Source organism: Asticcacaulis sp. EMRT-3, assembly GCF_030027245.1.
GTDB lineage: Bacteria > Pseudomonadota > Alphaproteobacteria > Caulobacterales > Caulobacteraceae > Asticcacaulis.
This window is the reverse complement of the sequence record NZ_JASERT010000001.1, coordinates 52,327-74,385: the sequence shown is the minus strand read 5'-3', so window position 1 is coordinate 74,385 and position 22,059 is coordinate 52,327. Positions and strand designations below refer to the sequence as shown.

Sequence of the window (22,059 nt, the reverse complement as noted above, 5' to 3'; positions counted from 1 at the left end):
CCATTTACATTATCTCTTTGAAGTCTTGCCGAACAGGTCGTCCTCGACCGATTCCGGCTGGCGTCTGGGCATGTTCAGCGAACGTATCATCTCGTTGAGATTGGCCACCACCAGTTCCGACATCTGCACCTTGTCGAGCACTTCGCGCTCATCCGGCGGCGTCTGTTCGGGCAGAAGCGAGCGACGCGGCGCGGCGGCGGCAGGCCTGACCGCATCACGCGCAAAGGGCCTTGCCAGGTCGCGCACGACCGGGTCGGCCACGGGCTGACGAGAGGTTTCGGGGGTAAGGCGTATGTCGGGTCTTTTATCCTGCGGGGCGCTGACAGGCGCCATGCGCACGGCGGCCATCGCCTCGTAACTGACCATGCCCTTGTCGAGATCGCGCTGCGCCCGCTCGGCGCGACTCACCTGCGCATCGAGCTTGTTCAGCACCTCGCGCGCCGCCAGCACCCGGCCATGCAACAGATCCTGCGACTCATCGGCATGGGCACGCAGTTCTTTCAGGCTGTTATGGGCGCGGATGGCGGCGTCATCCAGCTCACCAACGGCGCGGGCAAAGCCTTCATGGGCGGCGCGCAGGGCTTTCAGGCGTTTATCGAGGCGCACGCCAAACCACAGGGCCGCCACAAGCAGCCCCATGAGGATCAGATCCATAATGGCGTTGGTCAGACTCATGCCTGAAAGCACCCTGATAAACTCAACACATTCCTTACTTCTTCTCGCCTTACTTCTTCTTGAACTGCATCAGCCGTCGCTTGGCCGACGAGGCCAGCGGCGTATCGACACGAACGGCAATATTGTGTCCCTTGCGCCCCATGCGCCCGGTGGTCAGGGGAATGGCCCCGCAGCGCAACTGCACCGGAGAATCGGCGTTCGCATTGAGGATGATCGTCTCTCCAACCTTGAAATTCAAGACCTGCGACAGGGGCATCTGCTGCTCATCGAGCACGGCGCGCACCTCCATCTGCGTTGTCCATAATTCAGTGGCCAGATGGCTTTCCCAGATATTGTCACGGCCGAATTTTTCACCCATGAACTGCTGCAACAGCATCTTGCGGATCGGCTCCAGCGTGGCATAGGGCAGTAGAAGCTCAACCCGTCCGCCACGGTCTTCCATGTCGATGCGCAGCTTGACCAGAATCGCCGCATTGGCCGGACGCGCAATGGCGGCGAAGCGCGGATTGGTTTCCAGCCGGTCGAGATTGAACGTCACCGGCGTCAGCGGCTCAAAGGCCGCCTTGGCGTCATTGAGGATCACTTCCACCATGCGCTGCACCAGAACGCGCTCGATCGTGGTATAGGGACGGCCTTCGATGCGCAGGGCCGCCGTGCCGCGCCGCCCGCCCAGCAGCACATCGACAATCGAATAGATCAGGTTGGAATCGACCGTCAGCAGGCCGTAATTGTCCAGTTCCTCGGCGCGGAACACGGCCAGAATGGCGGGCAAGGGGATCGAGTTGAGATAGTCGCCAAACCGGATCGACGAGATATTGTCGAGCGACACTTCCACATTGTCAGAGGTGAAATTACGCAAACTGGTCGTCATCAGGCGCACCAGCCGGTCGAAGACGATTTCGAGCATCGGCAGGCGTTCATACGACACCATCGCCGAATTGATGATCGCCCGGATACCGGAGCGCTCATTATAGTCGTCTTCCGACAGGTCAAAGCCGAGCAGGCTGTCGATTTCATCCTGATTGAGGATGCGTTCGGCACCGGCGGGCACATTGAAATGGTCGCTGCCACCGCCTGCGCCACCGACCATCGCCTCCCATTCGGCGGCCAGATCGCCGCCGTCAACTACGCCGCCACCGCCACCACCTCCACCACCTGTAGCAGCCCCCGCCTCAGCGGCGAGTTCCGCCTCCCAGGCGGCCATCATGGCTTCCTGATCGACCTCATCACTCATCAGGTCACCAGCATCTGTTCGATCAGCACGGCATTGATCTTTTGCGGTGCCAGGACGAGATTGACGCGGCGCAGAATTTCGAGCCGGAGCTGATAATTGCCTTGCGAACCGCTCAAATCTTCCGGGCGCAGCTCGCGCATGAAGCCTTGCAGCACGTCATTGATGCGCGGCAGATCGGCGTCAAGCGCATCGGCCACGCTGTCATCGGCGCATTCAAAGGTCAGCTTGAGCTTCAGATAGGAGGCCGTACCGTCCGGCGACTGAATATTGGCCACCGTGTCGGGCAAGGTGTAATAGACGGTGCCATTGGGGCCGTCCGAGCGTACGGGCTGGGTGGCCGGATCGACCTTGGCCGCCGCCCCGTCCTTGGCGCCATGACCACCCTTCTTGTCGTCTTTCTTTTTTTCCGCCTTCTTGTCGCCGTGCGCGTCCTTGGCACCTGCCGCTGCCGGCGGGTGCTTGGGTGCCAGAAACAGAAAATAGGCTGCCGCCCCGCCACCACCCAGCAGCAAGACCGCCGCCGCGATGATGACGATCAGCAGCGGGAATTTCTTTTTGGCTGGCGCCTGCGCGCCCTCGCCGTCTTCGCCATCAACGGGCGGCGCTTCGGCGTCCTTTGGTTTTTTCTCTTTCTTGGCCAATACGCCCACGCCCCTGTAGGAAAAATCCTGCAAATACATCCAGGCGTCAGCCTGAACCCAAAACTTCAACAAACCTTAAGCCGCGCGCCTTTAGCGCGCATATCGCTGATCTTCGCCCAACATGGTTAACGATCCGTTGGGATGGCGGCGATAAGGCGGCAATTTTTGCCCCTGCTCTTCATGGGCAGATTCGCGCAGCGTGACCATCTTTTCCTTGTGTATCAGCCCCTTGCCGTCCTTAACCCTGTCTGGCACGGCGCTTGCATACCCAAATAATCATGGTTAACGGCCAAGTTTCGGCCCTGACCCGCACCCAAACCAGAGGAGCCGACATGGACAATACCAGCTACATCGCCCTGTCGCGTCAGATGACCCTGCAACGGGAACTGGACATCAGCGCCAACAACCTGGCCAATATGAACACGACCGGCTACAAGTTCGAGGAACTGCTGGTCAATACCCAGGCCGGTGCGCCCGCCTATGATTCGCCGATCCGCACCCCGGCCAATTTTGCCTATGACAGCGGCGTCGGCCGCGACTTTTCACAAGGCGCGCTCAACCAGACCGGCGCGCCTCTCGATCTGGCCTTAAGCGGTGAAGGCACCTTCTTCGTGGTCGGCGGCCCCAAGGGCAACGCCTATACGCGCGACGGGGCCTTCAGCCTCGATTCGACCGGCACCCTGGTGACACAGGACGGCTATCCGGTGCAGGGCGATGGCGGCCCGATCGTGCTCGATCCGAAAAAAGGCGAGCCGACCATCTCCAAGGACGGCATCATCACCCAGATGTATCAGGGCCAGGCCGAACGTGTCGGCAAGCTCAATATCGTGCGCATCGCCAATATGAGCGACCTGTCGAAAAACGGCGACAGCACCTACAGTCTGGTCAGCAATGCCCAGGCCCTGCCCGCCACCGACGCCAATGTGGAACAGGGCTATCTGGAAGCCTCCAATGTCAATCCGATGAAGGAAATCACCCATCTGGTGCAGATCAACCGCGCTTACGAGAGTCTGGCCAATATCATCGAACAAAATGCCTCCCTGTCGAAATCCGCTATCGAGCGGCTCGGCAAGGTAGCGTAGGGAGTAAAAGACCATGAGAGCTTTGCACACTGCCACGACCGGCATGGAAGCGCAGCAGATGAATGTCGAGGTCATCTCGAACAACATCGCCAACATGAACACCATCGGCTTCAAGAAACAGCGCGCCGAATTCCAGGATCTGCTGTATCAGAATGTCGAACGCATGGGGGCGCAATCCTCCGATTCCGGCACCGTGGTGCCCACCGGCATCCAGATCGGTTCCGGCGTCAAGACCGGCAGCGTGTACCGCATCATGGAACAGGGTTCAGACACCCAGACCGGCAATGATTACGACATCGCCATCGAGGGCAAGGGCTATTTCCAGATCCAGTTGCCTTCGGGTGAAACCGCCTATACCCGCGCCGGCAATTTTTCGCTCGACGATCAGGGTCGGCTGGTGACGCAGGACGGCTATCTGGTTCAGCCCAGCATCACCATCCCGCAGGGCACCACCAGCACGACCATTTCCAAGGACGGCCAGGTGCAGGTCACGACGCAGGGCTCGACCGCCACCACCACGGTCGGCCAGCTCCAGATCGCCACCTTCGCCAATGAAGCGGGGCTCGACGCCCAGGGCGACAACCTGTTCATGGAAAGCGCCGCTTCGGGCGCACCCAATGTCTCGACCCCCGGCGATGTCGGTTATGGCACGCTTTTGCAGCACTATACCGAATCGTCGAACGTGGACGCCGTGTCGGAAATCACCGCCCTGATCGTGGCGCAGCGGGCCTATGAGATGAATTCCAAGGTCATCACCACCGCCGATTCCATGCTGCAAACCACCAGCCAACTGGCGAGGGGCTAGGTCATGAAAGCCCTGCTCGCCCTGATGCTTGGTGCGGCGCTACTGGCACCGGTGTCCGCCGCTGCGACGGCAAACGCCGCCGGCCTGCTGGTTTTGCGCGGCACCACCAGCGACGGCGATGGCCGTATCACGCTCGGCGACCTGTTCGCCAATGCCGGCGCTGCCAGCAATGTGCAGGTCGGCACGCGCAGCGGCCCGACCGCCGTGCTCGACGCCGGTATCGTGCAGGCTATGGCGGCGCGCGCCGGGGTTTACTGGGATAATCCGCGCGGCCTGCGCCGCATCATCGTGACGGCAGGCCCGGACGGCGGTGCCGGACAGGCCCTGCCGCAAAGCGCCAATATCGGGGCTTCAGCCGCTGCGTCTTCCCCCAGCGGCTGGCCGCAAACCGCATCCGCCGCCTATGGTCCGGCTTCCGGCCCCGTGGTCGTCAAGCGCGACGACAGCGTGGCCGTCACCTGGAGCGCCAACGGCCTCAGCCTGACCATGAGCGGTCAGGCCGAAAAAGACGGTGCCGTCGGTGACCTGATCCAGATCCAGAATACCAGCTCCAAAAAATCCATCGACGCCGTCATCACCGGCCCCGGCACAGCCGTGGCGGGACCGGCCGCCGATACGCTCCGTTCGCATATGCTTCTGTCTTCGCGTTAAGGAAGGTTGTTCATGTTCCGCCCCATTTCGCTGCCCGCCCTTATCGGCCTGACCGCCCTCACCGCATTTTCCGCCCTCGGCGGCTGCGCCTCGGTGCATGAGGCAATCAACGGGCCGGAATTGTCGCCGATGGGCTATCCGGCAGCGCTGGTGCCGCAGCAGCAGGCCCTGCTCACCCCGACAGCGGCACCGACGCCGGCCTCTGCCAATTCACTGTGGCGCGTCGGCGCGCGCACCTTCTTCAACGACCAGCGCGCCCGTTCGGTCGGCGACATCCTGACGGTGATGGTCGAGATCAATGACAGCGCCCAGACCAGCAATTCGACGGCCCGTTCACGTTCCAACAGCTATAATGCCGCCACACCGACCTTTTTCGGGCTGGAATCGAGCCTGGGGAAAATTCTGCCCAGCGGCTATAATCCCGCCAGTGCGCTCGGCAACACCTCATCGGCCAGCGATGCGGGCGACGGCACGATCAAGCGCGCCGAGAAGATTTCGATCACGATGTCTGCCGTCGTCAGCGGCGTCCTGCCCAATGGCAATCTGATCATCCAGGGCACGCAGGAGGTACGCACCGACCGCGAAGTGCGCGTCCTGACCGTTTCGGGCATAGCCCGGCCGGAAGATATTACCTCAACCAACACCATCAACTCCTCGCAACTGGCCGAGGCGCGCATCTCCTATGGCGGACGCGGCGACATCACCAATATGCAAAAGCCGCCTGCCTCGCAGGCCCTGATGGAAAAATTCTCGCCGTTCTAACCATATTTTGAGAATTCTCGCATAACTTGCACCCATCCTGCCCGGAATGGGCGTCCGCACCCGCCGCCATGCCCGCCGCCGCTCCTGCCATCCCGGACTCATCCAGCGCGCCCTCCGGACGGACGCGCTGGATTGTCCGCGCCGAGGTGGCGCTGTCCCTGTTTTGCCTCCTGCTCTTTTCCAACGCCCTGATCGGGCCGCTATTCGCCCCGCAAACCACCGATCTGGCCGCCGCCGAAAGCGATTCAGCGGTGCTGCGCCTGATGTGGCTGCCGGTCTATGCCGCGACTCTGGCGCTGGTCGGTTTGCGCCTCAATCGTTTTTTGCGCATCCTGCCCGCCGTCTTCATGACCGGCCTGCTGATCGGGCTGTGCTATGCCTCCAGCTTCTGGTCGATCGACCCGGCCACCACCACAAGGCGCACCATTGCCGTGGCCATGACCACCCTGTTCGGCCTGTATCTGGCGGCGCGCTGGCAAGGCCGCGATCTTGTCCAGATCATCGGCCTGGCCTTTGCCATCCTGGCTTTCGGTACCTATTTCGTCTGCATCTGCGTCCCTTCGCTCGGCATCCATCACGACATCAATGCCGGTGACTGGAAGGGCTTGTGGTACGAGAAAAACCAGATGGCGGCCATGATGGTGCTGGGCTTCATCGCAGCTTGCGCCTCGGCCTATGTCGCACCCGAGCGCCGCAGATACTGGATCGGGCTGGCCGTCGCCATCTTCATTCTGGTGGTGATGTCGCGCTCGAAAACCTCGCTTCTATGCTGCCTCGTCGCGGCTGTGGCCTATCCGGTGCTGCTGGCCCTGCAACGTGGCGGCGTGTTGTCGATCATCTTCGTCTGGCTGGCGGCCACGATGGCGCTTCTGGGCGGCACGCTCTTTTATGCTGCGCCCGACCTGATCTTCAAGGCGCTGGGCAAAGACCCAACGCTTACCGGCCGCACCGAAATCTGGGCCTCGCTGATGCGCCTGTCCGACAAGCATCCGTGGCTCGGCTATGGCTACAAAGCCTTCTGGACGCCGACCTCCATCCCCGCCGCCGTGGTGCGACAGGAAACCCACTGGGATGTGCCCTCGGCGCATAATGGCTGGCTTGACCTGCTGATTCAGGTGGGCTGGATCGGCGTCATCCTGTTTGGCGCGGTGCTCGCCATCGGCTATTTTTGCGCCCTGTTCCGCTTTGCGCGCGTCAGGGATGGCTTCTTTTCGGTGCTGATCCTGCTTCTGTTCAGCTTCCTGATCCTGTCGGAAAGCTTTATCCTGTCGCAGAATTCGCTGATCTGGGCCTTGTTTGTCTGCGCCCTGGCGCGGCTGACCGCCAATGCGGTGGAAGAGTAAGGTTTTGAATCCACAGATGAACACAGATATTCGTAACGGCTTCACGCTACCGCTACCGAACGAAGCCGATTGTACACAGGTCGCCGCTTCGCGGCATTAGGTAAAATAGGGGCAGACGACAACCACCATCGCCTTATCTGTGAGCAAGACCTCTGACTATACCGATAGCGGTAGCGTGGGATAGCTCTGAATATCTGTGTTCATCTGTGGATTTAAACTTACGTCCCCACCGCTTCGCTGACCGAGCGGAAGCCATCGGCCTTCAGGCGCGCCACCAGATCACGGCGGATGGCATCGGCCAGTCCCGGCCCTTCATAGACTATCGCCGAATAGAGCTGCACCAGCGACGCCCCGGCGCGAATCTTGGCATAGGCGTCAGCCCCCGACGCCACGCCGCCCGCCCCGATCAGCACAAGCCTGCCGCCGCTCGCCGCGCGCGCCACGCGCAGGGCCTGCGTCGATTTGGCGAACAAAGGTGCCCCCGACATGCCGCCGCTTTCGCGCGCCAGCCTTGATGTCAGGCCCTCGCGTGACAGGGTGGTGTTGGACACGATCAGCCCGTCAAGCTGATGCGTCAGGGTGGCCTCTACCGTATCCCCGATCTCGCCATCATCAAGGTCAGGCGCAATCTTGAGGAAGATCGGGCAATTCTGACCTGATACCCGCACCAGCGCCGCGCGCGTTTCGGCAATCTGGCCCAGCAGGTCATCGAGATGTGATTTGCCCTGCAAAGCGCGCAGGCCCGGCGTATTGGGTGAGGAAATATTGATGGTGAAATAGCTGCCCATCCCCCACAAGCGCTTCAGGCCGGTGAGGTAGTCGTTCATGCGGTCGGCGGCGTCCTTATTGGCACCGATATTCAGCCCGATCACCGCGCCTTTTTTGTGGGCATTGATATGTTCGAGATGGCGCTGAAAAACCTCCAGCCCCTTATTGTTAAAGCCCATGCGGTTGATGACCGCGCGATCCTCGGTCAGCCGGAACAGGCGCGGCTTCGGATTGCCCTCCTGCGGCAGGGGCGTCACCGTGCCGCATTCAGCAAAGCCGAAACCGGCGCGGATCATGGCCAGCGGCACATCGGCGTTTTTGTCAAAACCGGCGGCCAACCCGACGCAGTTGGGAAAGTGCAGGCTTCCGCCCGCATAGGGTACATCGACGGCCAGTTGCGGGGTGTGCAGACCTGATACCGGCCCCAGCCCCGCCTTGAGCAGTCCGATGGTCAGGCTGTGGGCATCTTCGGCCGCCAGACTATGCAGGGCGCGGGTCGCCAGCCTGTACATCAGGCCCCCGCCACGTCTTTGGCAAGGTAGATGCCGTCATAGACAGGCCGTCCGGCCACATCGACCTCGAACACCGTCGCCGTGGCGGTCGGGTAATTGCCCTGCACGCGCCCGACGATTTCCGGCCCCGCCGCCCCTTCAAACAGATAGTCGGCCACCAGATATTGCACGCCGGGATTATGCGCCACCACCAGCAGGCACTGGCCATCGCTTTCGTGGCGCTCAATGGCCCGGCGCAAGGATTCCGCCCCGGCATTGTAGAAATCCTTCGAGATCAGGGCCGGAATTTCACCGAGCACGGCCTCGATCTCGCGGAAAGTGTCTTGCGTACGCTGCGCAGCAGAAACAAGCGCGAAATCGGGCTTCACGCCGTAAGCCTTCAGAGCGCGCGCTACGCTGGCGGCTTCCTCGCGGCCATGCGCCGACAGGTTGCGGTCGAAATCCTCGCCGCTTTTCGCCTTCTTTTCTGCCTGGGCATGGCGCATGAGAATGAGCTGTTTCATAATCTTCCCTGCGGGGCGTAATCGTTTCTTATCATCCTGACCTATGGCGCAGAATCGCCATGCGGGCAAAGACTTTATGCGTTTTCAAGCTCACGTGAACTGGGGGTGGGCACAGGTGCGGAAGCCGGAGTCAGGGCGCCGCGCAACTCACGCAGCAACGATTTTTGCGCCGCCCGCTTCTGGGCCACGAAGGGCCTGCGCCCGGCCTCCATCAGGATCAGGCCGCCGCTCATCGGCCAGATGGCAGGCAGGATGGTTTCGAGCGGCCCCGCCCAGCGCCGGGTGATGCGCCACGGCGGGGCATACAGGGCATAGGACCAGGCCAGAGGTTCCAGTTCGGCGTCGCGCAGGGCGGCTTCGAGCTGCATCCGGCTATAGGGCTGGCCGTAGCCAAACGGCGTCTGTTCGGCATGGGCCCAGAAACCGCCGCGCGCCGCCACGCCGATGATCAGCTTGCCACTGGGCGATAAAAGCCTTGAAGCCTCAAGCAAAAGCCCCTGCGGCGTCGCCGATTCTTCCAGCACATGCATCATGACGATGCGATCAAACAGTGCCGAAGGAAACGGCAGGGCCTCTTCTTCCACCAGGGTGGTGCGCACCTTCAGCCCCGTCGGCCAGATTTCCGCGCCCTGCCCGCCCGGCATGGCCGAGAGAACGCGGCGCGCCTCGACGCAGGATTCCAGATAGGGGGTGCAGTAACCGATACCGAGCAGGTCGAGGCCGCGCACATCGGGCCAGGCTTCGGCCAGCTTGTTGCCGATCAGGCGCTTGACAATCGCCCCTTCCGGCGAGGCGTAAAAACGATTGAGATCTTCAACGGTGCGGCGCAAGGGCTGTCTTTCGCAGGTGGAGCATCCTATAAGGATATAGGGGCATTTCGTAAAACTATCAGGGTGGAATCTGTATATGCCGCTAAAAATCGACATCTTCCCCTGCCTTCAGGACAATTACGGCTTTCTGATCACGGACGAAGCTACCGGCCTGACAGCGGCCATCGACGCGCCGGAACCGGCGGCCATTTTGCGCCAACTGGGCGGACGCAGGCTTAATTTTATCCTCAATACCCACTGGCATCCCGATCATGCCGGCGGCAATGCGCTGGTACAGGCGCGCACCGGTTGTCAGATTTACGGGCCGCCTGAGGTACGGCGCTTAGCCCCGCTCGATCACGAACTGAAGCCGGGTGAGCATGTCATGCTGGGCGAAACCCGGCTCGATGTCCTCGATCTCGGCGGCCACACGCTTGGCCATATCGGCTATTATGCGCAAGGCGACGGCGTGGCCTTCGTGGCCGATACCCTGTTTCCACTCGGCTGCGGACGCCTGTTCGAGGGCACGCCTGAACAGATGTGGGCCAGCCTTGCGCGGCTATGCGCCCTACCCGAAGAGACAGTGCTGTACAGCGCCCATGAATATACGCTGGCCAATCTGAAATTTGCCGAAAGTTTGGGGGATTTTCCCGAACTGGTGGCGCGGGCGATGCGGATGCGGGGCCTGCGGGCGCGCGGCGAACCGACCGTGCCTTCGAGCGTGGCCGAGGAAAAAGCCACCAATCCGTTTCTGGTTTATCCGTTGCGGGAAGACGGTTTCGCGGCGCAGGCGGCGAAATTCGGCGAACTCCGCCGCGCCAAGGATCGTTTTTAGAGCGGTCTGCATTCTGATTGAATCGGTCAAAGGAATGCAACCCGCTCTCCATTTTACGTTTTTCCGCATCTCGCATTCAATTTGTAAGTCAAATTAAACGCTCGTTGCTCTAGCGCCTGTCAGCGTGCGCATCATCCAGACTGTAGCTGGCCATCACCACATGGCTGATGCGTTTTGACGAGACATGGCCGCCCCACAGGCCACGCGCTATATCGAGCTTAAGTACGAGCACGCCGTCATCGAGCGTGGCGCTGGGGGGACGGCCTTCGATAAACTGCACCGAATGGACGGGATCGAGCGCCTTGCGGCCACGCGCCTGAAGGGCCACGCGCACCAGCGCATCGGCAGTCACCTGCGCGGCGTCGGCATAGAGATAATCGGCACCGGGGGTCACATCGGGCGCATCGAAGCCGAAATTGCGGCCCAGGGCCAGGCTGACGCGGTGGCTGGCATGAACAAGCGTTTGAAACAGCAGGCCCGGCGATATGTGGCCGGGCGTAAAAGCATCGGCCTTGCCGGTGACGGATACCGGATCACCCATCGGGCGCGAATCGGTAAACAGGATCATGCCGCCCCAGCGCGTGGCCTTCAGCACCGGTTCGCCAATATCGTTTTTATAGATGATGTCGCCCTTGGGGCCGGGCGTAGGGGTGAGCGTCCAGGTCTCATCGTCGCCATCGAAGCGGATCAGGGCCTGAGAATGCGACTGATCGAAGACGAAGGCGTCGCCGTCTTCCGAGACGAAATGACCGACCTTGGGCAGGGTCTGCTTTTGCGAATCGGCTCCCTTGCTGCCGAACATGGCCTCACGCAGGGAATTGACGATCTGGGCCTGCGCCACGCCGGATTCGACGGCGCAGGCGACCAGCAGCAGGACGCCCGCCATTCTTATCAGACTATGTACCAGCTTCTTGGTCATCACGCCTTGAGTGGTAGGGTCTGACTTGGGCGGATTTAAGACAAGCCCGGACGATGTTAAGGTATTTCCAAGGCGCTTTAAGGCCAGTTCAAAGGTGGCATTTCACCATGAAAAAGCGCGGAACCCGAAAGTTCCGCGCTCTTGCCCCGAACGTCTGAGGCGTGTGGGATTCATGACTTTAAGGTGTTATAAGCCGTCCGGCTGAGGCGAAAAGGCATGGCTTTCAAGACCCGCAGCGCAGCGTACATTGGGTACGTGAGCAGCGGAAGCTTGAAAGACGTGGCTTTGCAGGCCAGCCGGACGCGCTTAGAACCCTTAAAGCATGTGTTGGCCGCCATTGACGGCGATGGTCGCACCCGTAATGAACGAGGCCATGTCGGAGGCCAGGAAGGCGCAGATTTCGGCCACTTCTTCGGGTGTGCCGAGACGCCCGACCGGAATGCCCGCCACGATCTTTTCCAGCACCGCCGGGGCGATGGCCGACACCATTTCGGTGCCGGTATAGCCGGGGGCCACGCAGTTGACCGTGATGCCCTTGGAAGCCGATTCGAGCGCCAGGGCCTTGGTGAAGCCGATCATGCCCGCCTTGGCCGCCGAATAGTTGCTCTGGCCCGCCTGACCCTTCTGGCCGTTGATCGAGGAGATGTTGATGATGCGGCCATAATTGCGTTCGCGCATCCCTTCGATCACCTGACGGGTCATGTTGAAGACGCTGTCCATATTGGTGTGGATCACGTCCTGCCACTGTTCGAGCGACATCTTATGGAAGAAGCCGTCGCGCGTGATACCGGCATTATTGACCAGCACCTCGATGGGGCCCAGCGCCGCCTCGACCTCATGCACGGCGCGCTTGCAGTCATAGAAGTTATCGACGCTGCCCTTGACGATAAAAACGTCCAGTTCCTCGGCGACCTTTTTGGCGTTTTCTTCGTTACCGGCATAACCGGCGGCGACCGTCAGCCCGGCTTCTTTCAAACGCTTGACGATGGCCTTGCCGATACCGCGCGTGCCGCCGGTGACCAGTGCTACTCTACCCATAAATCCACTCCCTTTTTTGTCTTCTCACCCACGACAGAAGCGTCGTCATGATGAGGCGAAAATGATTAGCTCTTGAGCACCCGCCGCGACGTGTACATTGGGTACACGAGCCAGGGCGCGCAAAGAGATGATGATTTGCAGCCCATCAGGGCGGCGCGTTAAGCCTCGACGCAGAGAGCAACGCCCATGCCACCACCGATGCACAAAGTCGCCAGCCCCTTGCCGCCGCCGCGACGCTTCAGCTCAAACAGAAGCGTGGTCAGGATGCGCGCGCCGGACGCGCCGATCGGGTGGCCGATAGAGATGGCGCCGCCATTGACATTGACCTTGGCCAGATCCCAGCCCAGTTCGCGGTTGACGCTGATGGCCTGAGCGGCGAAGGCTTCATTGGCTTCGATCAGGTCGAGATCGCCGATGCTCCAGCCCGCTTTTTTGAGCGCCTTTTGCGTCGCCTGAATCGGGCCGGTGCCCATGATGGCCGGATCGACCCCGGCAATACCGCCCGATACGATGCGCGCCAGCGGCGTCAGGCCGCGCTTGTCGGCCTCGGCCTTCGACATCAGCACCAGAGCCGCCGCGCCGTCATTGAGGCCCGACGCATTGCCCGCTGTCACCGTGCCGTCCTTCGAGAAGGCTGGACGCAAGCTGGCAAGAGCTTCGACCGTCACGCCGTGGCGGATGAATTCGTCCTTATCGACCACCGTATCGCCCTTGCGGCCCTTGATGGTGACGGGGGCGATTTCGTCATCGAACTTGCCCGCCTTTTGCGCCGCTTCGGCCTTATTTTGCGAAGCGGTGGCGAATTCGTCCTGTTCCTGGCGCGAGATATTCCATTTGGTGGCGATGTTTTCCGCCGTGGTGCCCATGTGATAATTGTTGAAGGCGTCCCACAGGCCGTCCTTGATCATGGTATCGACCAGCGACAGGTCGCCCATCTTCTGGCCGGTGCGGATATAGGCGGCGTGCGTGGCCAGCGACATGCTTTCCTGACCGCCCGCCACGACGATTGCGCTTTCGCCCAGCGCCACCTGCTGCGCACCCAGCGCCACGGCGCGCAGGCCCGAACCGCAGATCTGGTTGATCGACCAGGCCGGGGCGTCATACGGAATGCCGGCCTTCACCGAGGCCTGTCGGGCCGGGCCTTGGCCCTGCGCCGCTTGCAGCACCTGGCCGAGAATGACTTCGTTAACATCAGAAGGCTGCAATCCAGCGCGCATCACCGCCGCCTTGATGGCATGGGCACCCAGATCATGACCGGGCAGGCTGGCCAGCGCGCCCAGAAAGGAGCCCACCGGGGTGCGGGCGGCGGAAACGATAACGACGTCAGTGGACATGGGCAGGCTTCCTTTAATTCGGCTTAAGTTCGCGCTGGGTTCACTCTTCAAAGCGAGAGCAAAATTGAGATAATCCGGTTTTCGGGTTAAGGCACCTGCTCTTTTAAATCAAGCCGATGACATAAGCTTGATAGACAGGCCCTGTCGGCGATGTTTTTTGCGGGCTCGTTTGCGCAAACCCCATACAGGGCCTGTGCCGCGCCCTTATTTATTGTGCAATTATGCTGCGCAATATCACATTTGATGTGATCGCAAGCGCGAATTTGCATAGTCAATTGATTTTACAAACCATTTCACCTGATCACCTTCCCTCTTTACGCACAAGCACAAAAGGGTTTAGTCTGACTCTCGGTTGCAGCGCGAAATAAGCGTTGAAAGCAGCCGCCAACCGGACTTGAGATCTAGGACATACAGGCATGAGCGAAACAAAAACACGAGCTAAACGCGGCGAAGGTGAGCGCGTCATCATCAAGAAATACGCCAACCGCCGCCTCTACAACACCGCCACAAGTTCTTACGTCACGCTCGACAACCTGTCCGACATGGTGCGCGAAGGCATAGATTTCGTGGTTTTCGACGCCAAGACCGGCGATGACATCACCCGCTCGGTTCTGGCGCAGATCATTTTCGAAGAAGAAGGCCGCGGCCATAATCTGCTGCCGATCCAGTTTTTGCGCCAGTTGATCGGTTTTTACGGCGACTCGATGCAAAACCTGCTGCCGACCTATCTCGAAATGTCGCTCGACGGCTTTTCCAAGCAGCAGGAGCGCTTCCGCACCCAGTTCCCGCAGGCCTTCGGTGGCAAGCCGGGGCTTGGCATGTTCGATGAGCAGGTGGCGCAGAATCTGGCCATGTTCGACCGCGCCATGCGCATGTTCTCGCCCTTTTCCTTCGCCAATGCGGCGCAGACGGCCGCGCCTGCCGCCCCTGCGGCTGCGCCCGAACCAGCACCCGCCAGCGGAGAAACCGATCAGGTGCGCGAACTGCGCCAGCAGATGGAAGCCATGAAGGCGCAGATCGACCTTCTGGCGAAAAAGGGTTAACGCTCAAGAGCGATATTGACTCTTTCACGGCGGCGGGGACTATAGCTCCATGAGCGATAAATCCCCGCAACTGCCCGTGCCCGCAGGCCCCGTGATCGATCACGGACGCTCGGATCGTGTCGGCGGCAAGCCGGGCGGGCGCGGCAAAAAGGTTAATGTGCCCCCGGATGACATCACCTATGCGGCGCAATTGCTGAGCGGTGGCGAAAAGCGCGGCCTCAAGGGCGGCAGCGAAACGCTTGGCCGGGCAAAAACAACCTATCTGAAAGCAGAATATTCCGGCCCCAATGACCGCCGCCCCAGGCCGGGCCGCGTTACCCGCACGGATATTTAAAGCGCCGCATGGCGGCACAATCCTTGCAAGGCTTAAAGCACCTCTTGCAAGGAGCTTTTCATGGCGCTGTTGTCCCGTTCTTCCCCAAACCGTTCGCTTAATTCGCGCCGCCTGATGACCTTCGCCCTCGATACGCTGATGGTGACTCTGATCTTCGCGGTCTTCGGATAATCCGGAAATTCGCGTCAGGATGAGGCTAATGACCGAAGTCGATGTCCTTGCGCGCCGAGATCGCCGTAACGATAAAGCCCGCCAGCACATCCATCAGCGTCATGCTGGTCACCAGAAAGAAGGTGGAGGTGGCAAACGGACGCAGCAGCAGGAATTCGACCAGACAGACGATGAACAACACCATCGACAGCGAATGGTTGACGATGGCCACCTTGTCCGACTTGGTCGATTTGAGCAGTTCGAAAAACAGGCAGATCAGCGAGCCGAACAGAATGATGTCGCCGATACTGACCTCCCATCTGGTGCCGGGTGACGGCATGGGCAGGTGAAACAGAACCTGGGTGGTGGCGTTATAGGCCGCGCCTGCATCAGAGCCGCCCAGCATGGCGATGATGGCCAGCAGATTATAGATGGCTACCGGAATCAGCAGCAAAGGAAACGCTGTAATCAAGAAAGACCCCCTCCTGTTATCGACCGGCGCCTGCGGGTCTAAAAGCCCTATCGCCGCTTCTTTCGCAATCAGATCACGATCGACCGCCATAGCCTCTCCCTCATGCTTCAACCCAGTTCGCTGATGCGCCCCGGCTGCCGCAAACGGCTGTTTAACCATATTACACCCGGCAGGTCGGTCAGCGCTACGGCTAAACGCCCGATATTGGTATATTTCGACTGACCTGTGGTACGCAGGCGATCATCGACGCTTTCAAACAGGATGCCGAAGCCTTCGCGCGTCACCAGTGACGGCAGGTAACGGTGCATCTGATCGAAATAGGGCAGGCGCAGGAAAACCTCGCGGCGCAAGGCTTTCAGACCGCAGCCCGTATCGTCGGAGCCGTCTTTCAGCAGGGATTTGCGGATCGAATTGGCCATGCGCGAGGCCCACTTTTTCGAGGCCTTATCCTGGCGGTTGCGGCGCTGACCGGCCACCATGCCGATCTCCGGCCCGGCAGCGGCGAGGCTTTGCGCCAGGCGCGCCGCATCGACCGCCGGATTCTGCCCGTCGCCATCGAGCGTCACCACCAGGGGGCTACGCGCCGCAAAAATGCCGGTGCGCATGGCACCGCTCTTGCCGACATTCTTTTCGTGGTGCAACACGCGCAAATTCGCCACGTCGGGCAAGGCTTGCTTCAGGCGTTCGAGCGTGGCGTCACGACTGCAATCATCGACCATGATGATCTCAAATCCGCCCGCGCCGAAGGCTTCGGAAAATGCCTGAGCGATCTCCTGCGCGACTTGAACGCACGCGCCTTCTTCGTTATAGACGGGCACAATAGCGGAGACGACCGGGCTTTGGGGCAGGCTATCAGACTGGGACATATCAGGCTCACGAAGCGTATCGAAGACCCTGCCTTTAAGATCACGCTCTTAAGTGCTTGGTCATATTAGGTTTCAGCCTCTTACCTTCTTTGCCATCAGGCGTAAATCATTATCACCCGCAGGCCCCGCTTAAGGGCTCGGCAGGCTATCAAGAGGCCACATGACCGCGACGACCACCGCCGACATGCTCCGCAAATTTCAGGCTTTTTTGCCGCAACTGGTGGGGCGTGGCCGTCGCGGCCCGCTGATTGCCGCCCTGCTGGCCGTGATCGTGGCCCTGCCCTGCGCCCTGATGGTGCCGCCGCTCGACCGCGACGAATCGCGCTTCGTGCAGGCCTCGTCGCAGATGCTGGAATCGCACGACTATATCGATATCAATGTGCAGCAGGTGCCGCGCTACAAGAAGCCCGTGGGTATCCACTGGTTGCAGGTTCTGGCCGTCAAGCTGACCTCCAAGGTCGAAAAACGCCAGATCTTCCCCTATCGCTGGCCGTCCATGCTGGGCGCGGCGCTGGCAGCCTTTGCCTGCGCCTGGGGGGCTTCGCGCGCCTTCGGCACCCGCGCCGGCACCAAGGCCGGGCTGTTGTTCGCCGTCAGTTTCATGCTGTCCACCGAAGCCTTCATCGCCAAGACCGACGCCGTTTTATGCGGTCTGACCACCCTGATGATGGCCTGTCTGGCGCAGGTCTATCTGCGTAACCGCGATCTGGCGCGCGGCGAGCCCAGACCGAAAATGTTCTGGACGAAGCTGTTTTTCTGGCTGGCCCTGGCGGGCACCATCCTGATCAAGGGGCCGATCGGGCCGATGATCCTGGCCACGACGATCTTCACCCTGTGGGGCTGGGACCGCAAGATAAGGTGGGCGGGCAGCCTCAACTGGGGCTGGGGACTGATTCTGGTGCTGCTGATATGCGGCCCGTGGTTCGTGGCCATTACGGTGGCCACCGATGGCCAGTTCTGGGTGGGGGCGGTCGGCCACGATCTGGCCAGCAAGCTCAGCGGTGGTTCTGAAGGCCATTTCATGTGGCCCGGCTATCATCTCGGCCTGTTGCCGATCACCCTGTTTCCGGCCTCGTGGCTGCTGGGCGGCGCGTTGCAAACCGCGATCAGCCGCCGCCATGAAGCGGGCGTGCGCTTCGCCATCGCCTGGTTCTTGCCCGCCTTCATTATTTTTGAGCTATCGCCCACCAAGCTGCCGCACTATCCCCTGCCCACCTTCGGCGCCCTGATCTGGCTGTGCGCCCTGTCGCTGGATGCGCCACGCAAAACCTGGGCGAAGATCATCAATGGCGCGGCAGGCCTGATCGGCGGACTGGTGCTGACCGCCCTGGCCATTGTCGGCTACGCGCTTTACGGCACGCCGCCCGATCTGGTGTTCGTGGCGGCCGTGGCGCTGGGCGCGCTGGTTATCGCTGGGGTCGGCGGCTGGCTGATGCTGCGCCGCCAGGAACGGCTGGGCTTCGGTTTCCTGCTGGCAGCGGGCATCATCACCCATCTGTCCGTGGTCAGCCTGCTCGTCCAGCTCAAGCCCTTATGGGTATCGAAAATGATGGAACAGGCGCTGGTCAGCGCCCATCTCGATCCGCGCCAGGGCATTGCGCCGGGGCCGGTGGCGGTGCTGGGCTATGCCGAACCGAGCTTTGTCTTCGCTATGGGCACGCGCACCGAACTCGACAATGGCGATGCGCAGGCGGCGGCAGCGGCCCTGGCCGACGGACGGCCCGTCTTTGTCGATTCGAAATTCGATTCAGCCTTTGAGGCACAGGCCCGTGCCTTGGGCGTCAAGCCCCATGCTGTGAGCCAGGTAAAGGGCCATAATTATAACGGCCATGATGTCGTGATCACGCTGTACGACAATCCACCCCGGGTTAGTCCATAAGTCTGGCCCTCCCGCAGGATGATGGGGGTTACTGGCCGGGAAAATCGTCCTCATCGCTTTTCAGGCGCGTGCGGGTCAGGGCGCGCATAACCGAAACCCCGATGATCAGCGGGCTCAGCAGCCAGACATAGACCTTACGCCACAGCCCCTTGCCCTGCGCCCGTTTGTGAAAATAATGGATCAGGCCCTTACCCTTGTTCCACTCGACGAAGACGGGTTCGACGCGCGACGTATGGCCTTCGTGCACCACCTCAGCGCCGGGATGAAACAGGACGACCCCTCCCATTTCACGCGCCCGCCAGCACAGATCGACATCCTCGACATGCAGGAAATACTGCGTATCAAAACCCCTCAGCAGGGCGAAATCACGCTTGGCGACAGCGAAACAGGCACCGGAAATCGTCGGCACAGCCTGCGGTATATCGGGCAGGCTGTCGGCTTCGCGGTGAATTTCAAACTTCTTCAGGAAGGGGATATAGCGGCTGAATTGTGTGAGGGATAAAAGCGTGGTGATCGGCGTCACCTCGCCGCGCCGCGCGCCGCGCTGCTCGCTATAGTCGGGATTAAGAACACGCGCACCGACAAGGCACGGTGAGGGCTGACCGCGCGCCGCATCCACCAGTTTCTCGATGCAGTCGGGACGCAGCATGGCGTCGGGATTGAGGAACACCACCCAGCGCTCACTGGCCAGGTGCGCGCCGAGATTGGCGGCGCGCGCGAAACCGATATTGCCCTGCCCCTGCACCACCAGCACATGGTCGTAGAGGGTTTCCAACTCGCGCAGCTTCTGCTCGACCTTTTCCGAAGAGCCATTATCGATGATTATGAACTGATTGACCTTAGGATCGGTCAAAACACGGGCAATGGCATCGAACAAAATACCGCCGGTATGGAAAACGACCATCACCACGGTCACCCCATCCACCGCCTCATCATCATAGGGCGTCATGTCGAAATGCGACATGAAATAGTGCGCCTCGCTGGTGGCCAGCTTGCGCGCTTTCAACAGCTCTATGATATTGGACGGCAGATGGCTCATGTGATCTCCGGCTTCAGATCGGGCGGCGTTGCTTCGTCGCTCAGGCGCGAAACGGCATCGGCCACGGACAGGATGGTTTGCCCTTCAGACCCCAGGAAACGCAGGGCCACCTCGCCGGTTTCAGCCTCTTTGCGGCCGACCACGGCGATCACCGGCACCTTGGCCAGCGAATGTTCGCGGATCTTGTAATTGATCTTTTCGTTGCGCAGATCGGCCTCGACGCGCAGGCCCGCCGCTTTCAGGGCCGCCACCACTTTTTCGGCATAGGGGTTCGCGTCCGACGTGATGGGCGCCACTACGATCTGTACAGGTGCCAGCCACATCGGGAAGCGGCCGCTGAAATTCTCGATCATAATACCGATAAAGCGCTCGAATGAGCCCAGGATCGCCCGGTGCAGCATGACAGGTCGCTGGCGCGAACCGTCCTCGGCCACATATTCGGCCTCCAGCCGTTCGGGCAGCACATAGTCGAGTTGCAGCGTGCCGCACGTCCATTCGCGGCCGATGGCGTCCTTGACGATGAAGTCGAGCTTGGGTGCATAAAACGCCCCGTCACCCTCGGCAATGACCGGCTCAACGCCCGCCAGACGCGCTGCCTCGGCCAGCATACCCTCGGCCTTGTCCCAGAAGGCATCGGAACCGGCGCGGTTGTCCGGGCGCGTTGCCAGATTGATCAGGTGCGTTTCCATGCCGAGATCCTTATGGATCATCCGTGTCAGACGGATGAACCTTTCGGTTTCCTCGACAATCTGGTCTTCGCGGCAGAAGATATGGGCGTCGTCCTGCGTAAAGCCGCGCACGCGCATCAGCCCATGCAGCGCGCCCGAAGGCTCATAGCGATGGCAGGCGCCGAATTCCGCCATGCGCATCGGCAGCTCTTTATAGGAGCGCAGGCCCACCTTGAAGATCTGGACGTGGCCGGGGCAGTTCATCGGCTTCAGCGACAGAACCTCGCCTTCCACCGTTTCGCAGACGAACATATTGGGGCGATACTTGTCCCAGTGCCCTGATTTTTCCCAGAAAGAACGATCGAGCACCTGCGGCGTCTTGACCTCGACATAGCCCGCCGCATCGAGACGGCGACGCATATAGGCTTCGAGCGTGCGATACAGCGTCCAGCCGTGCGGATGCCAGAACACCATGCCCCGGCCCTCTTCCTGCATGTGGAAGAGGTTCATCTGGCGGCCCAGCTTGCGGTGATCGCGCTTTTCGGCCTCTTCGATGCGCGTAATATAGGCTTCCAGCTCGCCTTCAGTCGTCCAGGCCGTGCCGTAAATGCGCTGCAACTGAGCGTTATTGTGATCGCCACGCCAATAGGCACCGGCCAGCTTGGTCAGTTTGAACGCCTTGCCGATGAATTTCGACGACGGCAGGTGCGGGCCGCGGCACAGATCCTTCCACGCATCACCATGACGATAAACGGTGATGGTGTCCGTGCCCGGCAGGTCGCGGATGATCTCGGCCTTGTACTTTTCGCCAATCGATTCAAAGTGCTGGATTGCCTCGTCACGATCCCAGACCTCCCGCACGATCTTTTCGTCACGATCAACGATGTCGCGCATCTTCGCTTCGATTTTGGCGAAATCGTCGGTCGAGAAAGGTTCTTCGCGGGCGAAATCGTAATAGAAACCATCCTCGATGGCCGGGCCAATCGTCACCTGCGTGCCCGGAAACAGTTCCTGCACCGCCTCGGCGAGGATGTGGGCCGTATCGTGACGGATCACCTCCAGCACTTCGGGGGCATCGCGCGTCAGGATTTCCAGCTTGCCCCCCTTTAGCAAAGGCCGGTCAAGATCGAGCATCTCACCGTCCAGCCTGATGATGACGGCCTTCTTGGCCAGCGATTTGGACAGACTTTCGGCGACGGCCCTGCCGGTTGTTCCCTGATCAAAGCTGCGTACGGCGCCATCGGGGAAGGTGAGGTCTATCGTCATGTCACTTAACTCTCAGTCTGGCGACCTGTAGCCCTTACGGCGGGCTTCATCGCGCAATATTTTTTATAAAGATTCCATGTGGTCATGCTGGAAATGCGCGCATAACAACCGGAGCGTGTTTGTTTTTACTCAGTTTTTTCAGCTCAAACGCACTTCAATCCCGCTTTGGCGGCACGGGATCGAAACCAAAGCCGCCACCGGGACGGCAACGGCAGATTCGCTTCACACCCAGCCATGAACCCCGCAAAGGGCCATGATCAATCAGCGCCTGGGCCGTATATTCCGAGCAGGTAGGCCGAAAGCGGCAGCTCTGTCCGATATAGGGCGACAGGGTGAGCTTGTAAGCCCGCAAGCCTGCCCGCACTGAGCGTTCATAAAGCGACGTCATGCGGCATTTCATTGAAGAAAAAGCTAAAAAGCGTCAACCCCCC

At 60.7% G+C, this 22,059-nt stretch carries 23 protein-coding genes; 9 read left to right on the top strand and 14 right to left on the bottom strand.

The window, feature by feature from the left end; translation table 11 throughout:
* Positions 1-9: 9 nt before the first annotated feature.
* The 3 genes from QB905_RS00390 to QB905_RS00380 are packed head-to-tail and all read right to left on the bottom strand — an operon-like array spanning position 10 to position 2,550.
* Positions 10-675 (bottom strand): DUF6468 domain-containing protein, encoded by a 666-nt coding sequence (locus QB905_RS00390; RefSeq protein WP_282972596.1) that lies wholly within the window; start codon positions 673-675, stop codon positions 10-12.
* Between the two features lie 49 nt (positions 676-724).
* A complete protein-coding gene (gene fliM, locus QB905_RS00385; RefSeq protein ID WP_282972595.1) occupies positions 725-1,909 on the bottom strand; it encodes a flagellar motor switch protein FliM in 1,185 nt (394 codons plus the stop codon).
* Entirely contained in the window at positions 1,909-2,550 is a 642-nt protein-coding gene (locus tag QB905_RS00380) for a flagellar basal body-associated FliL family protein (RefSeq protein ID WP_282975537.1), read from the bottom strand. Before QB905_RS00380 ends, fliM begins: the two co-directional genes overlap by 1 nt.
* Positions 2,551-2,882: 332 nt before the next feature.
* Between QB905_RS00380 and flgF the strand changes: the two genes are divergently transcribed.
* From flgF to QB905_RS00355, 5 genes are read left to right on the top strand one after another with little or no spacing between them, the layout of a single operon-like run.
* On the top strand, positions 2,883-3,632 hold the full coding sequence (gene flgF / locus QB905_RS00375) for a flagellar basal-body rod protein FlgF (RefSeq protein ID WP_282972594.1): 750 nt from the start codon (positions 2,883-2,885) through the stop codon (positions 3,630-3,632).
* A gap of 13 nt (positions 3,633-3,645) precedes the next feature.
* On the top strand, positions 3,646-4,437 hold the full coding sequence (gene flgG, locus QB905_RS00370; RefSeq protein WP_282972593.1) for a flagellar basal-body rod protein FlgG: 792 nt from the start codon (positions 3,646-3,648) through the stop codon (positions 4,435-4,437).
* 3 nt (positions 4,438-4,440) lie between these two features.
* Positions 4,441-5,088 (top strand): flagellar basal body P-ring formation chaperone FlgA, encoded by a 648-nt coding sequence (gene flgA, locus QB905_RS00365; protein WP_282972592.1) that lies wholly within the window; start codon positions 4,441-4,443, stop codon positions 5,086-5,088.
* Between the two features lie 24 nt (positions 5,089-5,112).
* Entirely contained in the window at positions 5,113-5,850 is a 738-nt protein-coding gene (gene flgH, locus QB905_RS00360) for a flagellar basal body L-ring protein FlgH (protein ID WP_461781789.1), read from the top strand.
* Between the two features lie 26 nt (positions 5,851-5,876).
* The gene (locus QB905_RS00355) at positions 5,877-7,193 is read left to right on the top strand and encodes an O-antigen ligase family protein (protein ID WP_282972590.1); all 1,317 of its coding nucleotides are present in this window, start codon (positions 5,877-5,879) and stop codon (positions 7,191-7,193) included.
* A 218-nt stretch (positions 7,194-7,411) separates the two neighbouring features.
* Here QB905_RS00355 and QB905_RS00350 read toward each other — a convergent pair whose 3' ends face one another.
* From QB905_RS00350 to QB905_RS00340, 3 genes are all read right to left on the bottom strand, one after another.
* Complete coding sequence (locus QB905_RS00350; protein ID WP_282972589.1) at positions 7,412-8,473, bottom strand: quinone-dependent dihydroorotate dehydrogenase; 1,062 nt, start codon at positions 8,471-8,473, stop codon at positions 7,412-7,414.
* Positions 8,473-8,976 carry a SixA phosphatase family protein gene (locus tag QB905_RS00345; protein ID WP_282972588.1) on the bottom strand — a complete coding sequence of 168 codons (504 nt, stop codon included), beginning with the start codon at positions 8,974-8,976 and terminating at the stop codon, positions 8,473-8,475. The genes QB905_RS00350 and QB905_RS00345 overlap by 1 nt, the downstream gene beginning before the upstream one ends.
* A gap of 74 nt (positions 8,977-9,050) precedes the next feature.
* Entirely contained in the window at positions 9,051-9,806 is a 756-nt protein-coding gene (locus tag QB905_RS00340) for a methyltransferase domain-containing protein (RefSeq protein ID WP_282972587.1), read from the bottom strand.
* Between the two features lie 76 nt (positions 9,807-9,882).
* Between QB905_RS00340 and gloB the strand changes: the two genes are divergently transcribed.
* Positions 9,883-10,620, top strand: coding sequence for a hydroxyacylglutathione hydrolase (gloB, locus tag QB905_RS00335; RefSeq protein ID WP_282972586.1), 738 nt, complete (start codon positions 9,883-9,885; stop codon positions 10,618-10,620).
* A 109-nt stretch (positions 10,621-10,729) separates the two neighbouring features.
* Here the strand turns inward: gloB and QB905_RS00330 are convergent, their stop codons facing one another.
* From QB905_RS00330 to QB905_RS00320, 3 genes are all read right to left on the bottom strand, one after another.
* Positions 10,730-11,539, bottom strand: coding sequence for a DUF4908 domain-containing protein (locus QB905_RS00330; protein ID WP_282972585.1), 810 nt, complete (start codon positions 11,537-11,539; stop codon positions 10,730-10,732).
* Between the two features lie 315 nt (positions 11,540-11,854).
* Entirely contained in the window at positions 11,855-12,577 is a 723-nt protein-coding gene (phbB, locus tag QB905_RS00325) for an acetoacetyl-CoA reductase (protein ID WP_282972584.1), read from the bottom strand.
* Positions 12,578-12,735: 158 nt separating this feature from the next.
* The gene (locus tag QB905_RS00320) at positions 12,736-13,911 is read right to left on the bottom strand and encodes an acetyl-CoA C-acetyltransferase (protein ID WP_282972583.1); all 1,176 of its coding nucleotides are present in this window, start codon (positions 13,909-13,911) and stop codon (positions 12,736-12,738) included.
* A 416-nt stretch (positions 13,912-14,327) separates the two neighbouring features.
* On the opposite strand from QB905_RS00320, the gene phaR reads away from it, so the two are divergent.
* Together phaR and QB905_RS00310 are read left to right on the top strand one after the other, a co-directional pair.
* Positions 14,328-14,954 carry a polyhydroxyalkanoate synthesis repressor PhaR gene (gene phaR, locus QB905_RS00315; RefSeq protein ID WP_282972582.1) on the top strand — a complete coding sequence of 209 codons (627 nt, stop codon included), beginning with the start codon at positions 14,328-14,330 and terminating at the stop codon, positions 14,952-14,954.
* Between the two features lie 49 nt (positions 14,955-15,003).
* Positions 15,004-15,288 carry a hypothetical protein gene (locus tag QB905_RS00310; protein ID WP_282972581.1) on the top strand — a complete coding sequence of 95 codons (285 nt, stop codon included), beginning with the start codon at positions 15,004-15,006 and terminating at the stop codon, positions 15,286-15,288.
* 196 nt (positions 15,289-15,484) lie between these two features.
* Here the strand turns inward: QB905_RS00310 and QB905_RS00305 are convergent, their stop codons facing one another.
* Both QB905_RS00305 and QB905_RS00300 read right to left on the bottom strand, forming a co-directional pair.
* Positions 15,485-15,910: a hypothetical protein gene (locus QB905_RS00305; RefSeq protein WP_282972580.1), complete on the bottom strand. Its 426-nt coding sequence runs from the start codon at positions 15,908-15,910 to the stop codon at positions 15,485-15,487.
* Positions 15,911-16,017: 107 nt separating this feature from the next.
* Positions 16,018-16,776 carry a glycosyltransferase family 2 protein gene (locus QB905_RS00300; protein WP_282972579.1) on the bottom strand — a complete coding sequence of 253 codons (759 nt, stop codon included), beginning with the start codon at positions 16,774-16,776 and terminating at the stop codon, positions 16,018-16,020.
* A gap of 160 nt (positions 16,777-16,936) precedes the next feature.
* Here QB905_RS00300 and QB905_RS00295 point away from each other — a divergent pair, with 160 nt between their 5' ends.
* Complete coding sequence (locus QB905_RS00295) at positions 16,937-18,655, top strand: ArnT family glycosyltransferase (RefSeq protein ID WP_349252551.1); 1,719 nt, start codon at positions 16,937-16,939, stop codon at positions 18,653-18,655.
* Between the two features lie 28 nt (positions 18,656-18,683).
* Here the strand turns inward: QB905_RS00295 and QB905_RS00290 are convergent, their stop codons facing one another.
* The 3 genes from QB905_RS00290 to yidD form a co-directional block, all read right to left on the bottom strand.
* Positions 18,684-19,694 carry a glycosyltransferase family 2 protein gene (locus QB905_RS00290; RefSeq protein ID WP_282972578.1) on the bottom strand — a complete coding sequence of 337 codons (1,011 nt, stop codon included), beginning with the start codon at positions 19,692-19,694 and terminating at the stop codon, positions 18,684-18,686.
* Positions 19,691-21,628, bottom strand: coding sequence for a threonine--tRNA ligase (gene thrS, locus QB905_RS00285; protein ID WP_282972577.1), 1,938 nt, complete (start codon positions 21,626-21,628; stop codon positions 19,691-19,693). Before thrS ends, QB905_RS00290 begins: the two co-directional genes overlap by 4 nt.
* 154 nt (positions 21,629-21,782) lie before the next feature.
* On the bottom strand, positions 21,783-22,016 hold the full coding sequence (gene yidD / locus QB905_RS00280) for a membrane protein insertion efficiency factor YidD (RefSeq protein ID WP_282972576.1): 234 nt from the start codon (positions 22,014-22,016) through the stop codon (positions 21,783-21,785).
* Positions 22,017-22,059: the final 43 nt, after the last annotated feature.

Bases quoted from the DNA above. Each gene is read 5' to 3' on its own strand.
- QB905_RS00390 (WP_282972596.1), bottom strand. From the start codon at position 675: ATGAGTCTGACCAACGCCATTATGGATCTGATCCTCATGGGGCTGCTT.
- fliM (WP_282972595.1), bottom strand. From the start codon at position 1,909: ATGAGTGATGAGGTCGATCAGGAAGCCATGATGGCCGCCTGGGAGGCG.
- flgF (WP_282972594.1), top strand. From the start codon at position 2,883: ATGGACAATACCAGCTACATCGCCCTGTCGCGTCAGATGACCCTGCAA.
- flgG (WP_282972593.1), top strand. From the start codon at position 3,646: ATGAGAGCTTTGCACACTGCCACGACCGGCATGGAAGCGCAGCAGATG.
- flgA (WP_282972592.1), top strand. From the start codon at position 4,441: ATGAAAGCCCTGCTCGCCCTGATGCTTGGTGCGGCGCTACTGGCACCG.
- QB905_RS00350 (WP_282972589.1), bottom strand. From the start codon at position 8,473: ATGTACAGGCTGGCGACCCGCGCCCTGCATAGTCTGGCGGCCGAAGAT.
- QB905_RS00345 (WP_282972588.1), bottom strand. From the start codon at position 8,976: ATGAAACAGCTCATTCTCATGCGCCATGCCCAGGCAGAAAAGAAGGCG.
- gloB (WP_282972586.1), top strand. From the start codon at position 9,883: ATGCCGCTAAAAATCGACATCTTCCCCTGCCTTCAGGACAATTACGGC.
- QB905_RS00330 (WP_282972585.1), bottom strand. From the start codon at position 11,539: ATGACCAAGAAGCTGGTACATAGTCTGATAAGAATGGCGGGCGTCCTG.
- phbB (WP_282972584.1), bottom strand. From the start codon at position 12,577: ATGGGTAGAGTAGCACTGGTCACCGGCGGCACGCGCGGTATCGGCAAG.
- QB905_RS00320 (WP_282972583.1), bottom strand. From the start codon at position 13,911: ATGTCCACTGACGTCGTTATCGTTTCCGCCGCCCGCACCCCGGTGGGC.
- phaR (WP_282972582.1), top strand. From the start codon at position 14,328: ATGAGCGAAACAAAAACACGAGCTAAACGCGGCGAAGGTGAGCGCGTC.
- QB905_RS00310 (WP_282972581.1), top strand. From the start codon at position 15,004: ATGAGCGATAAATCCCCGCAACTGCCCGTGCCCGCAGGCCCCGTGATC.
- QB905_RS00300 (WP_282972579.1), bottom strand. From the start codon at position 16,776: ATGTCCCAGTCTGATAGCCTGCCCCAAAGCCCGGTCGTCTCCGCTATT.
- QB905_RS00295 (WP_349252551.1), top strand. From the start codon at position 16,937: ATGACCGCGACGACCACCGCCGACATGCTCCGCAAATTTCAGGCTTTT.
- QB905_RS00290 (WP_282972578.1), bottom strand. From the start codon at position 19,694: ATGAGCCATCTGCCGTCCAATATCATAGAGCTGTTGAAAGCGCGCAAG.
- thrS (WP_282972577.1), bottom strand. From the start codon at position 21,628: ATGACGATAGACCTCACCTTCCCCGATGGCGCCGTACGCAGCTTTGAT.
- yidD (WP_282972576.1), bottom strand. From the start codon at position 22,016: ATGACGTCGCTTTATGAACGCTCAGTGCGGGCAGGCTTGCGGGCTTAC.